14 protein-coding genes are annotated in these 13,291 nt (G+C 62.8%); 11 read left to right on the top strand and 3 right to left on the bottom strand.

The genetic code is table 11. From position 1 onward, the window contains the following. The first annotated feature begins 63 nt into the window (after positions 1-63). A complete protein-coding gene (locus R4P70_RS24390) occupies positions 64-540 on the top strand; it encodes a GatB/YqeY domain-containing protein (RefSeq protein WP_003943491.1) in 477 nt (158 codons plus the stop codon). 79 nt (positions 541-619) lie between these two features. On the opposite strand, the gene R4P70_RS24385 is transcribed toward R4P70_RS24390, so the two are convergent. Further along, on the bottom strand, positions 620-2,989 hold the full coding sequence (locus R4P70_RS24385) for a transglycosylase domain-containing protein (protein WP_317832633.1): 2,370 nt from the start codon (positions 2,987-2,989) through the stop codon (positions 620-622). A gap of 293 nt (positions 2,990-3,282) precedes the next feature. On the opposite strand from R4P70_RS24385, the gene R4P70_RS24380 reads away from it, so the two are divergent. After that, positions 3,283-3,606, top strand: coding sequence for a WhiB family transcriptional regulator (locus R4P70_RS24380; protein WP_019746605.1), 324 nt, complete (start codon positions 3,283-3,285; stop codon positions 3,604-3,606). Positions 3,607-3,625: 19 nt separating this feature from the next. Here the strand turns inward: R4P70_RS24380 and R4P70_RS24375 are convergent, their stop codons facing one another. After that, positions 3,626-4,804 carry an ArsA family ATPase gene (locus R4P70_RS24375; RefSeq protein ID WP_029254327.1) on the bottom strand — a complete coding sequence of 393 codons (1,179 nt, stop codon included), beginning with the start codon at positions 4,802-4,804 and terminating at the stop codon, positions 3,626-3,628. Then, positions 4,804-5,817, bottom strand: coding sequence for an ArsA family ATPase (locus R4P70_RS24370; RefSeq protein WP_019746607.1), 1,014 nt, complete (start codon positions 5,815-5,817; stop codon positions 4,804-4,806). The genes R4P70_RS24375 and R4P70_RS24370 overlap by 1 nt, the downstream gene beginning before the upstream one ends. Before the next feature lie 53 nt (positions 5,818-5,870). On the opposite strand from R4P70_RS24370, the gene R4P70_RS24365 reads away from it, so the two are divergent. The 9 genes from R4P70_RS24365 (at position 5,871) to R4P70_RS24325 (ending at position 13,254) form a co-directional block, all read left to right on the top strand. Continuing rightward, positions 5,871-6,035, top strand: a complete 165-nt coding sequence (locus tag R4P70_RS24365; RefSeq protein ID WP_003943454.1) for a hypothetical protein — start codon at positions 5,871-5,873, stop codon at positions 6,033-6,035. A gap of 5 nt (positions 6,036-6,040) precedes the next feature. Then, positions 6,041-6,511, top strand: coding sequence for a RidA family protein (locus tag R4P70_RS24360; protein ID WP_019746608.1), 471 nt, complete (start codon positions 6,041-6,043; stop codon positions 6,509-6,511). Next, the gene (locus R4P70_RS24355) at positions 6,511-7,296 is read left to right on the top strand and encodes an MBL fold metallo-hydrolase (protein WP_029254328.1); all 786 of its coding nucleotides are present in this window, start codon (positions 6,511-6,513) and stop codon (positions 7,294-7,296) included. Before R4P70_RS24360 ends, R4P70_RS24355 begins: the two co-directional genes overlap by 1 nt. Positions 7,297-7,453: 157 nt before the next feature. Further along, on the top strand, positions 7,454-8,929 hold the full coding sequence (locus R4P70_RS24350; protein ID WP_317832198.1) for a 2-hydroxymuconic semialdehyde dehydrogenase: 1,476 nt from the start codon (positions 7,454-7,456) through the stop codon (positions 8,927-8,929). A 42-nt stretch (positions 8,930-8,971) separates the two neighbouring features. Then, positions 8,972-9,745 (top strand): fumarylacetoacetate hydrolase family protein, encoded by a 774-nt coding sequence (locus R4P70_RS24345; protein ID WP_317832196.1) that lies wholly within the window; start codon positions 8,972-8,974, stop codon positions 9,743-9,745. After that, complete coding sequence (locus tag R4P70_RS24340; RefSeq protein ID WP_113683536.1) at positions 9,742-10,194, top strand: RidA family protein; 453 nt, start codon at positions 9,742-9,744, stop codon at positions 10,192-10,194. The genes R4P70_RS24345 and R4P70_RS24340 overlap by 4 nt, the downstream gene beginning before the upstream one ends. Then, entirely contained in the window at positions 10,191-10,712 is a 522-nt protein-coding gene (locus R4P70_RS24335) for a 3-hydroxyanthranilate 3,4-dioxygenase (protein WP_003943511.1), read from the top strand. Before R4P70_RS24340 ends, R4P70_RS24335 begins: the two co-directional genes overlap by 4 nt. Positions 10,713-10,715: 3 nt before the next feature. Beyond that, positions 10,716-11,711 carry an amidohydrolase family protein gene (locus R4P70_RS24330; protein ID WP_020968257.1) on the top strand — a complete coding sequence of 332 codons (996 nt, stop codon included), beginning with the start codon at positions 10,716-10,718 and terminating at the stop codon, positions 11,709-11,711. Between the two features lie 184 nt (positions 11,712-11,895). Beyond that, positions 11,896-13,254, top strand: coding sequence for an MFS transporter (locus R4P70_RS24325; RefSeq protein ID WP_019746615.1), 1,359 nt, complete (start codon positions 11,896-11,898; stop codon positions 13,252-13,254). Positions 13,255-13,291: the final 37 nt, after the last annotated feature.

The following is a 13,291-nucleotide window of genomic DNA, read 5'->3' as shown; positions in this document are numbered from 1 at the left end:
ATTGTGTCCGGGCGGAGGTAACTATCGGCACGCTCGAAACGCCGAGCGCGTAACGTTTCCACCATGTCCGACACGACACCATCGCTCAAAGCCACCCTCCGAACCGACATGGTTGCATCCATGAAGGCGAAGGATCCGCTACGTACAGCCACCCTTCGGATGCTCATGGCAGCCATCCAGACCGAAGAGGTTGCCGGTAAGGAAGCACGGGTCCTCACCGACGAAGAAATCATCAAAGTCCTTGCAAAGGAATCGAAGAAGCGCGGCGAATCGGCCGAGATCTACACCGAGAACGGCCGCGGAGAACTTGCCGCGAAAGAGCGCGCCGAAGCTCAGATCATCGACGAGTACCTGCCGACGCCGTTGACCGACGCCGAACTCGTCGACGTCGTCGACACCGCCCTCGCTCAGGTGTCCGAGGAGCTCGGTGAGCGTCCGGGTATGCGTCAGATGGGCCAGGTCATCAAAGCCGCCAGCGCGCTGGCCAAGGGCAAGGCCGATGGCGCACGCATCTCTGCAGCAGTGAAGTCCCGCCTGTAGAAGCGCGCCACCGGAAACCGAAAACGGCCGCGAACTCCGAGTCTCTCGGAGATCGCGGCCGTTCTTGTTTTCAGAGCCGTCAGTTCGGCGGGGTCCCCGCAGGCGGTGCGGGTTCGCCTCCCGGCGGAGTCGCATCCGGGGGAGTCGCGCCCGGTGCCGGAGCTGCTGGAGCTGCCGGGGATGCGGGTGCTGCCGGAGCCCTTACGGAACCGTCACTGATGTAGATCGTGACGGTCGAACCCGGGATCGCGGACCCGGACGGCGAAACTCCGGTGACCGTTCCCGCGCGTGCTCCGGACGCCGTGGTCACGGAATTGACCGTGAAGCCGGACGCCTGCAACCTCGACGTCGCCGCCGACTGGCTCAGGCCGACAACCTCGGGAACCTGGCCGTTCTGCGATCCCCGTGCGTACTTCTCGTCGATCGGAGGCAGTGAGGTGGGCCCGAAGTTGTGGGCGACCGGGTTCATTGCCGCGAACCAGGATCTCGCCGGTTCGGTACCGCCGTACAGGTTGCCGCTGTAGCAGGGGCGTAGCGGGCTCGAGCAGATCTCGCCGGGCGTCGGGGAGTCGCCGAAGATGTAGACGGCCGCAGCGAGGTTGTTGGTGAAGCCGAGGAACGCCGAGGACTTGTGGGTCTCGGTGGTACCCGTCTTGCCCGACATCGGCAGGCTCCATCCGGCACTGCTTGCAGCACCGGCAGACGTACCGGCGCCGACGTCGTCACGGCTCATGGCGTTGGCGAGTGTGTCTGCCAAGCCGGGCTCGACGACCTGCTCACAGCCCTGCTCGGTGACGGCCACCGGCTTGCCGTAGCGGTCGAAGACCGAATCGATGGGACTCGGCGGGCACCACTTGCCGTGCGAGGCGAGAGTGGCCGCGACGTTGGAGAGTTCGAGCGGGTTGATCCAGGTGGGGCCGAGGGTGAACGAACCGAGGTTTTGTTCCTTCTGGAAGTCGGCCATGCTGCGCTCGTCGAAGCCCGAGGTGTTGGGATCGGCGTACGAGCGCATGCCGAGGCGGACAGCCATGTCGACCGTCGGCGTGACGCCGGTCGCCTCGATGAGCTTGACGAAAGCGGTGTTTGGGGACTGTGCCAGGGCGTCGGTCACGGACAGTGTCGGCGGATAGTTGCCGGCGTTCTCCACGCAGTACGTCGAGACCGGGCAGCCTGCCGCACCACCGCTACCCATGCCCTTGGCTTCGAAGCGCTTGGGCACGTCGAGGGTCGCGTTGATGCCGAGGCCCTTCTCCATCGCCGCAGCGGTCGTGAAGATCTTGAAGACGGAACCCGCACCGTCACCGGCAAGGGAGTACGGCTGCGCCTGGACGGTTTCGTCGGCGTCGGCATTGAGTCCGTACGTGCGACTGCTGGCCATCGCGATGACCTTGTGTGAATCCTGGCCCGGCCTGATCACGTTCATCACGTTCGCGATGCCGTCGAGGTTGGCGCTCGCGTTCGCGTTCAGTCCGGCCTTGGTGGACGCCTGGACCTGCGGATCGAGAGTGGTCTTGATGAGGTAACCACCCTCGTTGATCTGGTCGCGGGTGATTCCGGCATCCGAGAGGTACTTCAGTGCGTAGTCACAGAAGAATCCGCGATCGCCTGCAGCGATGCAGCCGCGCGGCAAGTTGTTGGGGGTTTCGAGGACGCCGAGGGGCTCTTCCTTGGCCGCACGGAACTCGTCGGCACGATCCGGAATGTTCGTGATCATGGTGTCGAGCACGGTGTTACGACGCTCGGTCACGCCCTCGACGTTCGTGTACGGGTTCAGTGCGGAGCTGGACTGAACCATGCCGGCAAGCATCGCCGACTGGGGAACGGTCAGATCTGCGGCATCGACGCCGAAGTAGGTCTGAGCGGCGTCCTGGATGCCGAAGGATCCGTTGCCGAACGGTACGAGGTTGAGGTACCGGGTGAGGATCTCGTCTTTCGTGAGTTCCTTGTCCAGCGTCAGGGCCATCCGGATCTCGCGGATCTTTCGGGCCGGGGTGGTCTCGATGGCAGCGCGGCGCTCGGCATCCGTCTTGGCCACGACCAACAGTTGGTAGTTCTTCACATACTGCTGATCGAGTGTCGACGCGCCCTGCTGCACTTCACCGGTCGTCGTGTTGGTGAGGAAGGCACGCAGCGTTCCCTGCCAGTCGACGCCCTTGTGGTCGGGGAACCGACGGTCCTCGATGGAGACGATCGCCAACTTCATGTTGTTGGAGATCTTCTCGCTCGGGACTTCGAAGCGTCGTTGGTCGTAGAGCCAGGCAATGGGATTGCCTGCCGCATCGACCATGGTGGACACCGCGGGGACCGTGCCTTCGACCAGTTCGGCCGAGACGTTGTCGACGGTATCGGCGGCGCGGTTGGACGCGAATCCGAATCCGCCCGCCACTGGGAACATCACCCCTGCGACCAGGACACCCGCCAATGCGGAGCTTCCGGCGAGCTTCGCCACTGTTTTTGCAATCGACACGATCTACAGAGTACGTGTGCCCACCCATTGGAACCGGTTTCAGTGTTTTGGGGGTGTTCAAAACCTTCTGAACACGCGCTTTGTACTGCCGTACCAAAAAATGCTCCCGAGCGTCTTGCGTTAGGGCCGTTCTTTACCTAAATTGTGATCAGTGTGATCGATGTAACACTCGATCACGAATGTGTCTCAGCTTTCACCGTGCTACCGCGGGGACGGTTGAGATGGTGCGCTGCTCGCCCTATGGCGACGGTCAGACTTTGTAGAGGGGACCCAGAATGTACACAGCCACCCCGAGTAGCCGTTTGGACATCGAGCAGGCCGAGGCACGAATTGCCTGGGTAACTAAGGCACGATGCCGCGAGGTCGACCCCGACCAACTTTTTGTTCGTGGCGCCGCGCAGCGCAAGGCGGCCACCATCTGCCGTCACTGCCCGGTCCTCATGCAGTGCGGAGCAGATGCTCTCGACAATCGTGTCGAGTTCGGTGTGTGGGGCGGAATGACCGAGCGTCAGCGCCGTGCACTGCTCAAGCAGCACCCCGACGTCGACTCCTGGTCCGAGTTCTTCGAAGACCAGCGCCAGCATCACTCAGCAGTCTGATCCAGGTCGATCGGGGGGATCAGCCCTTACGAGTGAGCTGATCTCCCACCGCGCGCAGCGCCTCGAGGTCCGAGACCTCGAACGGTAGCGACGGAACACCGATCAGCGGCACCCTCGGGTGAGCTGCGGTGAATCGACTCAGCAAGGCGATCTCCCGCTTCGCGATCACTGCCCGATGGGCATGGATGCGGAGAACGGCTGCGGTGAGGGCTTCGGCCTCGGTCGCACTTTCCTTCGCTTCCAGTTTGTCGGCGGCGGTCACCGCATGATCGGCAGGCAGAGCCGTCAATGTCGGGTGCGTGCGGTTGAGAACCAGACCGGCCAACGGCATCGAGTCGCCCGCAAGGCGATCGACGAAGAACGCCGCCTCGCGCAGAGCGTCGGGTTCGGCCGCTGCGATCACCAGGAAATGAGTCCCCGGCTGACGTAGCAACTCGTAGGTCTTCGTTGCGCGTTCACGGAAACCGCCGAACATCGAGTCGAGCGACTGCACGAATGCCGATGCATCCGAAAGCATTTGGCTTCCCACGATGGTGGAGACACCCTTCAGTGCCAATCCCATCGCGCCGGCGACGAGCCTGGTCAGGCCACGGCCGGGTGCGGAGAGCAGCCGGATCATCCGTCCGTCGAGGAATGTGCCGAGCCTCTGCGGGGCGTCGAGGAAGTCGAGCGCATTGCGCGACGGCGGGGTATCGACGATCACCAGATCCCACGCGTCGTTCGACGCCAGCTGCCCCAACTTCTCCATCGCCATGTACTCCTGCGTTCCGGAGAACGATGTGGCAACGGTTTGATAGAAGGGATTCGCCAGGATCTGCTCGGCCTTCTCAGGGCTCGAATGCTCGATGACCATCTCGTCGAAAGTCCGACGCATGTTCAGCATCATTGCGTGCAGTTCGCCCGTGGCCTCGGGACCCAGCTTCACCGGCTGCGGAGTGTTGTCGAGTTCGGCCACACCCAGGGCCTGTGCGAGGCGGCGGGCCGGATCGATGGTGAGGACGACTACGCGTCGGCCCTCTTCGGCTGCACGCAACGCCAGGGACGCGGCCGTCGTGGTCTTGCCGACGCCACCTGCGCCGCAACAAACCACGATCCGGGCCGTCGGGTCCTTGATGATCGCCGAAATATCGAGGGCAGGAGCTGCGCGTCGGCCGGTCCTGGAACTGCCGACCGTCACGTTCTCGGTGGTCTCGGTCATCACACGCCCTGTTCCGTGAGGTATTCGGCAAGCTCGTACAGCCCACCGAGATCGACGCCGTCGGCGAGTGCGGGAAGTTGCACCCGAGCCCCGTCGATCTCGCGGAGCTTCTCGGCGCTGGATTCTTGAGCTTCGAGCACCGAGGCATGCTCGATCGTCTCGGTGAGCAGGCCTGCGAAGTCGTCGTCGGACAGATCGATGCCGACGTCCGAGAGTGTCGACCGGATCGAAGCCGCGTCGATATCGCCGGCAGCGGCACCGGAGAGTTGGTCTTCGGGCAAGAACCTCGGGCTGGCGCGGTTGACGATGATGGCACCGAGGTTGAGGTCGTCGCGCGCCAGTTCTGCGGCGGCGTCGGCAGTTTCCTGAACGGGCAGCGCTTCGAGAAGTGCAACAAGATGTACGACGGTCTCCGGCGAGTGCAGCAGCCGAACGACGCCTTCACTCTGGGAGTGCACCGGGCCGCCCTTGGCGAGATCGGCCATCGCCTTGGTGACGTCGAGGAAGCTGCCGATTCGTCCGGTCGGGGGAGCGTCGACGACAACGGCGTCGTACACGCGCTTGCCGGTTCGATCGGTGCGGATGACGCACTCCTTGATCTTGCCGGTGAGCAGAACGTCGCGAAGGCCGGGAGCGATGGTGGTGGCGAATTCGATGGCGCCGAACTTGCGCATCGCCCGGCCGGCGAAGCCGAGGTTGTAGAACATTTCGAGGTATTCGAGGAACGCGGTCTCGATGTCGACGGCCAGAGCCATCACTTCACCGCCACCTTCGGCGGCCGCGACTTTGGTCTCCTGCGGTGGAAGCGGCGGTACGTCGAAGAGCTGCGCGATTCCCTGGCGGCCCTCGACCTCCACGAGGAGAACGCGCTTGCCGCCCTCGGCCAACGCGAGCGCCAACGCGGCGGCAACCGTGGACTTACCGGTTCCGCCTTTACCCGACACAAAGTGCAGGCGGGCCTTTGTCGCAGACTCGGGCCAGGTCCTGCTCAGCTCATCTTGGGATGCAACCACACCGCGAGCCTATAAGTCTGGGGCCGAAGATGTACGCGGGATAGGCTCACCGCATGAGCGAAATAACTTCCTGGGAATACACCGTGACTCCGTTGCTGGTCCACAATCCGAAGGCAATTCTCGACAACTGGGGTGTCGACGGCTGGGAACTCGTGGCAGTCCTGCCGAGCGCGTCGGGCGAGCAGCACGTCGCGTACATGAAGCGTCCGAAGGGCTGAATCACATGGCAGAGGCAACACAGACCTGGTCGGAGCGTCTCGCCGAACTGGGCATTGCACTTCCCGCCGTCGCGGCACCCGTTGCTGCGTACGTTCCCGCGGTTCGCAGCGGCAACCACGTGTACACGTCGGGTCAGCTCCCGTTCGTCGACGGAAAACTGGCGCTGACCGGCAAGCTCGGTGCGGGCGTGTCAGATGACGACGCCAAGGCTGCGGCTCGCACCTGCGCGCTCAACGCTCTCGCTGCCATCGACGCCCTGGTCGGCATCGACAACGTCGTTCGCGTTGTCAAGGTTGTCGGCTTCGTGGCATCCGCCGAAGGATTCACCGGTCAGCCCGGCGTGATCAACGGCGCTTCCGAATTCCTCGGTGAGGTGCTCGGCGACGCCGGTATCCATGCTCGTTCGGCAGTCGGCGTGGCAGAGCTTCCCCTCGGCTCTCCGGTCGAGGTGGAACTGATCGTCGAAGTTCGCTGATGTCGACGGTCCATCCCGCCTACGCGCAGCTTCGCCGCGTCACCGACATCGCTTCGGTCTTGCTCGAAAACAATCCGGGCATGATGACGCTGGACGGTACGAACACCTGGATTCTGCATGCTCCCGGCAGCGTCGAGTGTGTTGTCGTCGATCCGGGCGACAACGACGAGGAACACCTGCAACGTGTCGCTGGTATCGGTCCGGTTGCGCTGACATTGATCACGCACCGGCACTACGACCACACCGGCGGGGTGGACCGTTTCCATGAATTGACCTCGGCTCCGGTGCGTTCCGTCGACCCCACTTTTCTGCGCGGGGGTGCTTCGGCGCTTGTCGACGGTGAAGTGATCGAGGTGGCGGGTCTGAAGCTGCGGATCCTCGCGACTCCGGGACACACCGCTGACTCGGTGTCGATAGTCATCGAGAACGATGCGAGCGTGCTGACAGGCGACACCATTCTCGGCCGCGGCACCGCAGTTCTGGACGACTCCGACGGCGATCTGGGGGATTACCTCACATCACTGCGGTCGTTGGCCGCACTCGGCGAAGGACTGACGGTTCTTCCCGGGCACGGTCCGGACCTGCCCGATCTGCAGGCGATTTCGCAGCAGTACCTTGCTCACCGCGAGGAGCGTCTAGCCCAGGTGCGGGACGCTCTGACGACGTTGGGGGAGTCGGCATCGGTGCGCGATGTTGTCGAGCACGTCTACTCCGACGTGGACCCGAAGCTGTGGCCGGTGGCGGAGAAATCCGTCAACGTGCAGTTGGCGTATCTGCGCCGCTGAGGCGCTCGGCGCCGACATTCTGCGCCGCTGAGGCGCTCGGCGCCGACATAAAGAGTTGAGTTGTGTAGCCGAACTGCCGCCATCTATGCCGATCGAGGTATAGCTGGCGGCAGTTTTTGCATTTGTTTGATATGGGTCACGGGCCAATAGTTAGTCCATGACCTCACAATGCGACGGATGGATCCGCAATTACGTGGACGGCTCCTATGTCGAACCCGACGAGTCGTCGAGCTTCGATCAGGTCGACCCAGCAACGGGCCGTGTTCTCGCCCGGGTCCACGAGGCCGACAAGGCCCTGGTCGATCGGGCCGTGACCTCTGCCAGACGTGCTCTGGACAACGGTTGGGCCGATACGCCGGTCCGCGAGCGGACGGCTCTGCTGCGACGCGCCGCCGACCGGATCGAGGAGCGATTCGAAGAGTTCGTCGCCGCAGAAATGGCGGACACCGGCAAGCCGATCACACAGGCACGCGAACTCGACGTCGCGCGCGCCCTGACGAACTTCCGCACTTTCGCCGACATCGTCGCCGCGGCCGGACAGGAATCGTTTGTCACGGATCTCGCGGGTGGCAAGCAGGCGCTGAACTACGCGATCCGCAAGCCGCTCGGCGTCGTCGCTGTCATCGTTCCCTGGAACCTGCCGCTGCTTCTCCTGACCTGGAAGGTAGCGCCCGCGCTCGCGTGCGGGAACTCCGTGGTGGTCAAGCCCTCCGAGGAAACCCCAGCGACCGCGTCGTTGCTTGCCGAGGTACTCGAAGAAGTCGGCCTGCCTGCCGGTGTCTACAACGTCGTCCACGGGTTCGGTGCGAACTCCGCCGGCGAGTTCCTCACCACGCACCCCGGCATCGACGGCGTCACCTTCACCGGTTCTTCGGCAACCGGTTCCCATGTCATGAAAACCGTTGCGCCGCGAGTCCGTCCGGTCTCGTTCGAACTCGGTGGCAAGAACGCCGCGATCGTCTTCGACGACGTCGACATCGACGAAGCGTTGACGGGTCTGACCAAGTCGGTGTTCACCAACACAGGCCAGGTCTGCCTGTGCACCGAGCGGGTGTACGTGCACCGCAGCATTTTCGACGACATCGCCGGTGGACTCGTCGAGCGGGCAGCAGGATTGCGTCTGGGCGACCCGACGCTCACTGCGACGACGACCGGACCGCTCATCTCGCAGGCACACCGGAAGAAGGTTCTCGACTACTTCGAGATCGCCGAGCAGGAGGGCGCGAAAGTGCTGACCGGCGGCGGAATTCCGGACCTCGGACAGGAACTGTCCGGTGGATCGTGGATCGAACCGACGCTGTGGACTGGCTTGACCAACAAGAATCGCGTCGTGCGCGAGGAGATCTTCGGACCCGTCGCAGCACTCATCCCGTTCGAGACCGAGGCAGAAGCGATCGCCCTGGCAAACGACACCGAGTACGGCCTCGCTGCCTCCGTGTGGACCAACGACCTGCGCCGTGGACACCGCGTCGCCCAGAAGATGAACGTCGGAATCTCCTGGGTCAACACGTGGTTCACCCGCGAACTGCGATCTCCCTTCGGCGGTATGGGCCTGTCCGGTATCGGACGTGAGGGTGGCGAGTCCTCGCTGCACTTCTACACCGAACCGACGAATGTATGTGTGCAACTGTGAACATCGAAACCGCAAAAGTTTTCCAGAAATGAGCGAGGCGTGATGACAGCCCCCGAAGACACCGTATCCGCGCTCGCGCGTCGCCTCGACGACGCTGCGCAGACTCGCACCGACACCCCGAGCCTCGCCGACGAATACACCATCGACATCGACGAGGCCTACCGGATTCAGAACGAACTCATCGAACGACGAACCAGCCGTGGCGAATCGATTGTGGGTATCAAGCTCGGCTTCACAAGCCAAGCGAAGATGGCGCAGATGGGTGTCTCCGAAGTGATCGTCGGTCAGTTGACCGACGCGATGTGCGTGAGCAACGGCGGCGAAGTCGACCTGAGGAAGTTCATTCATCCCAAGATCGAACCCGAAGTGGCATACCGTCTGTCGAAGGACGTCGATCTCGACGATCCGAACGTCGACATCGAAACCTGCGTCGATGCACTGGCTCCCGCAATGGAGATCATCGACTCGCGCTATCGCGACTTCCGCTTCACCTACACCGACGTCGTCGCTGACAACACCAGCGCTGCCGGGTATGTGATCGGGCGGTGGCTGCCGCTACAGAACGTCGAAGACCGTTCCGTACGTATGGAGGTCGGCGGCGAGACGGTAGTCGGTTCCACGTCGGCCATTCTCGGCGATCCGGTGCGCGCTTTGCATGCACTGCTCGACATCGCCCGCCGACGCCGAATTCCGTTGCGCGCCGGTCAGGTAATTCTGGCCGGTGCCGCCACAGCAGCTGTGCGACTCGACGAGGGCGTCGCACAGTGCACGATCGACGGACTCGGAACCGTCACGGTGAAAGGTGTGAAGCGATGAGTGGGGCGCAGGTCATCGAGAAGCTGGCGAAGCCGCGCGGAAAGTTCCCCCACGTCAAGGTGGTCGGCGATTTCGTCTATGTCTCCGGGACCAGTTCGCGTCGACCCGACAACACGTTTGTCGGCGTCGAGGTCGACGAGATGGGGACGACGGTGCTCGACATTCGGGCGCAGACGCGCGCCGTCATCGAAAACATCGCGGCAATCCTCGCCGAAGTGGGTGGAGAACTCAGTGATCTGGTTCAGGTCACCTCCTACCTGGTGTCGATGAACGACTTCGGTGGATACAACGAGGTGTACGCCGAACTGTTCGACGAAAACGGTCCGACGAGAACGACTGTGGCTGTTCACCAACTGCCCCACCCGCATCTGCTCATCGAAATTTCCGGCGTGGCGTACGTGCCCGCCTCCAAGCGCTCAGCGTCCGAAGATACGGAGAATGCATCATGACCACGATTCCTCCCGTCATCGACTTCAAGAAGTGGATCGACGACAACCGCCACCTGCTGCAGCCGCCTGTCAACAATCAGACGATGGCGCTCGGAGACGACTTCATCGTGCAGGTCGTCGGCGGACCGAACCAGCGGACCGACTACCACCTCGATCCGTACGAGGAGTGGTTCTACCAGCTCGAAGGCGACATCCACGTCAACGTCATGACCGAGGACGGTCCTCAGCGTGTCGACATTCGTGAGGGCGAAACCTGGTTGCTGCCGGGAGACATTCCGCATTCGCCGCAGCGTCCCACTGCGGGCTCCATCGGCCTGGTCATCGAACGCGTCCGCAAGGAAGGCACGCTCGAGAAGTTCCAGTGGTACTGCCTCGAATGCGATCACAAGATTCACGAGGTCGAACTTCAGGTGCGCGACATCGTGGCCGACCTTCCGCCGGTGTTCGTCAAGTTCTACGAGAGCGAAGAAGCCCGCACGTGTGACAAGTGCGGCACGCTCCATCCCGGCAAGGGCTGAGTGATGAGCAACCTGATCGACATCCACACCCACTACGTGCCCAACGGGTGGCCGGATCTGACCGAAGACGCGGGGCCGCAAGCGCCGTGGCTGAAGGTCGAGTCGGAGACCGAAGCCATGATCATGATGGGCACCAAGGAGTTCCGCCGCATCCAGTCCGATGCCTGGGACGCCGAGGTGCGGCTTCGGGACATGGATGCCGACGGCGTGCACACGCAGGTCGTCTCGCCGACGCCGGCATTCTTCAATTACGGCCGAAGCGGCGAGCAGGCAAGTCGCATCGCACGGATCTTCAACGACCTCGCGCTCGAGATCGTGGAGCCGGCGAAGGATCGGTTGATTCCGTTCTGCCAGGTGCCTCTGCAAGACACCGACGCAGCGTGCCGTGAGCTCGAGCGGTGCATCGCGAACGGGCACCGCGGTGTCGAGATCGGCAATCATGTGGGCGATCTGGACCTCGACAGTGAGGGCGTGGTGACGTTTCTCCAGCACTGCGCGTCGCTTGACGTGCCGGTATTCGTGCACCCGTGGGACATGGCCAACTCTCCGCGCCTCGATCGCTGGATGGCGCAGTGGCTCACCGCGATGCCGGCCGAAACGCATCTGTCGATACTCGCGCTGATTCTCGGTGGGGTGTTCGACAAGATCGACGATCGTCTCAAGATCGGATTTGCGCACGGTGGTGGATCTTTCGCGTTCTGGTTGGGCCGGATGGAAAACGCCTGGCACGGCCGCAACGACATCATCGGTACGTCGGAGTTCCCGCCTTCGCATTACCTGGGTAGGTTCTACGTGGATTCCGTCGTCTTCGACGAGCGCGCACTGCGACTGCTGGTGGACACGGTGGGGGTGGACCGTGTGATGGTGGGTAGTGATTACCCGTACCCCTTGGGGGAGCGTCCGGTCGGTGAGGTGGTTCGCAAGAGTGAGTTCTTGGACGATACTGCGCGCCAACTGATTTCGCGGGGGAATGCCGAACGCTTCCTGGGTCTCGTCTGAGACCCCGGCTATACCCTTTCCGGTATGGCGGACGGTGAATTCGGCATTTGTGAGTCATGTCTCGAGCGAGCACAATTCCAAACACAACGATCGACGACGCTCGTGATGCCGACAATCCCGAAGACGGGGTCGGTGACTACAGATTTCATCGTCCGCCTGCCCCATCCAATCGATAGGTTCCGCGATGTCAGACAAGATATCCAACAGCACAACGAGTGACGGAAAGCCGTTGCCGGAGAAAGCTGCCCGTAGCCGAGTTGCCATGGCAACTCTGGCCGGCACAACTCTCGAATGGTACGACTTCTTCCTCTACGGCACAGCCGCCGCGCTGATCTTCAACAAACAATTCTTTCCGAGCCTGAGCCCCACGGCCGGCACGCTGGCTGCCTTCAGCACCTTCGCCGTCGGATTCATCGCACGGCCGGTAGGTGGGCTCGTGTTCGGGCATTTCGGTGACCGGATCGGGCGCAAGGCCACACTCGTGGTCTCCCTGGTGATGATGGGCGTCGGGTCCACACTCATCGGCCTCATCCCGAACTACGATTCCATCGGATTCTGGGCGCCCGTCCTCCTGGTGGCCATGCGCGTCGTTCAGGGCATCGGTCTGGGCGGTGAAGGCGCCGGTGCGACACTCATGTCGATGGAGCACGCGCCGGCAGGGCAGAAGAATCGTTATGCAGGTTTCCCGCAGATGGGCACACCCGCCGGACTGGTTCTCGCCAACGGCATCTTCCTGACGACCAACGCCGTGATGTCGGACTCGGCATTCGCTTCGTGGGGTTGGCGAATCCCGTTCCTGCTCAGCTTCGTTCTGGTGGCGATCGGTCTGGTGATTCGCCTGCGCGTCACCGAGTCGCCGTCATTCGCCGGGATCATGGAGAAGGGCGAAATAGTCCGCTTCCCGCTGCGTGAGTCGCTCAAGGTCGGCTTCCCCCGTTTGTCTCTCACGCTTGCCGCGTGCTTGGCGAACTCCGCCGTGGCGTACGCCTTCATGGTGTTCACCCTGTCGTACGGAACTCAACATCTGGGCTACGACAAGCAATTCCTGGTGCTCAGCGTGACCGCGGCCGCAGTCCTGTGGTTCCTTTCCATCCCGTTCTGGACCAAGATCGCTGACAAGTACGGGCGTCGACACATGTTCATCGGCGGATCTGCCGCAATCCTGTTGTGGTGCATCGTGTTCTTCCCGCTACTGAACACCGAGAACAAAGTGGTCGCTGTCATCGCGTTCCTGGGTATGGGTCTGATCGTGCCGGTCACCCACTGCGTTCAGGGCAGCATCATCGCCGATACCTTCCCGGCCAAGGTCCGCTACTCCGGTTCGTCTCTGATCCTTCAGAGTGGTGCGATTCTCGGCGGTGGACTGGCGCCGATGATCGCCACCGCACTGCTGGACGCCACCGGGTCTTCGGTAGGCGTCACCTGGTACCTCGCCTCGATATGCACAATCAGCCTGGTCGGCGCCATCGCACTGTTCAAGATTGTCCCCGATTCGTCGCGGGGCTTGGAGCACGAGGAGATTCGCGTCTCCGAAAACGCCTGAGTACTGGATTGATCCGACATCGGCCCGTTCCCCCTCG

Source organism: Rhodococcus sp. IEGM 1241, from assembly GCF_033142365.1.
Lineage (GTDB): Bacteria > Actinomycetota > Actinomycetes > Mycobacteriales > Mycobacteriaceae > Rhodococcus_F > Rhodococcus_F erythropolis.
This window is presented reverse-complemented; position numbering and strand designations above follow the sequence as displayed.

Coding starts and splice junctions, on each gene's coding strand:
- R4P70_RS24390 (WP_003943491.1), top strand. CDS start 64: ATGTCCGACACGACACCATCGCTCAAAGCCACCCTCCGAACCGACATG.
- R4P70_RS24380 (WP_019746605.1), top strand. CDS start 3,283: ATGTACACAGCCACCCCGAGTAGCCGTTTGGACATCGAGCAGGCCGAG.
- R4P70_RS24375 (WP_029254327.1), bottom strand. CDS start 4,804: ATGACCGAGACCACCGAGAACGTGACGGTCGGCAGTTCCAGGACCGGC.
- R4P70_RS24365 (WP_003943454.1), top strand. CDS start 5,871: ATGAGCGAAATAACTTCCTGGGAATACACCGTGACTCCGTTGCTGGTC.
- R4P70_RS24360 (WP_019746608.1), top strand. CDS start 6,041: ATGGCAGAGGCAACACAGACCTGGTCGGAGCGTCTCGCCGAACTGGGC.
- R4P70_RS24355 (WP_029254328.1), top strand. CDS start 6,511: ATGTCGACGGTCCATCCCGCCTACGCGCAGCTTCGCCGCGTCACCGAC.
- R4P70_RS24350 (WP_317832198.1), top strand. CDS start 7,454: ATGACCTCACAATGCGACGGATGGATCCGCAATTACGTGGACGGCTCC.
- R4P70_RS24345 (WP_317832196.1), top strand. CDS start 8,972: ATGACAGCCCCCGAAGACACCGTATCCGCGCTCGCGCGTCGCCTCGAC.
- R4P70_RS24340 (WP_113683536.1), top strand. CDS start 9,742: ATGAGTGGGGCGCAGGTCATCGAGAAGCTGGCGAAGCCGCGCGGAAAG.
- R4P70_RS24335 (WP_003943511.1), top strand. CDS start 10,191: ATGACCACGATTCCTCCCGTCATCGACTTCAAGAAGTGGATCGACGAC.
- R4P70_RS24330 (WP_020968257.1), top strand. CDS start 10,716: ATGAGCAACCTGATCGACATCCACACCCACTACGTGCCCAACGGGTGG.
- R4P70_RS24325 (WP_019746615.1), top strand. CDS start 11,896: ATGTCAGACAAGATATCCAACAGCACAACGAGTGACGGAAAGCCGTTG.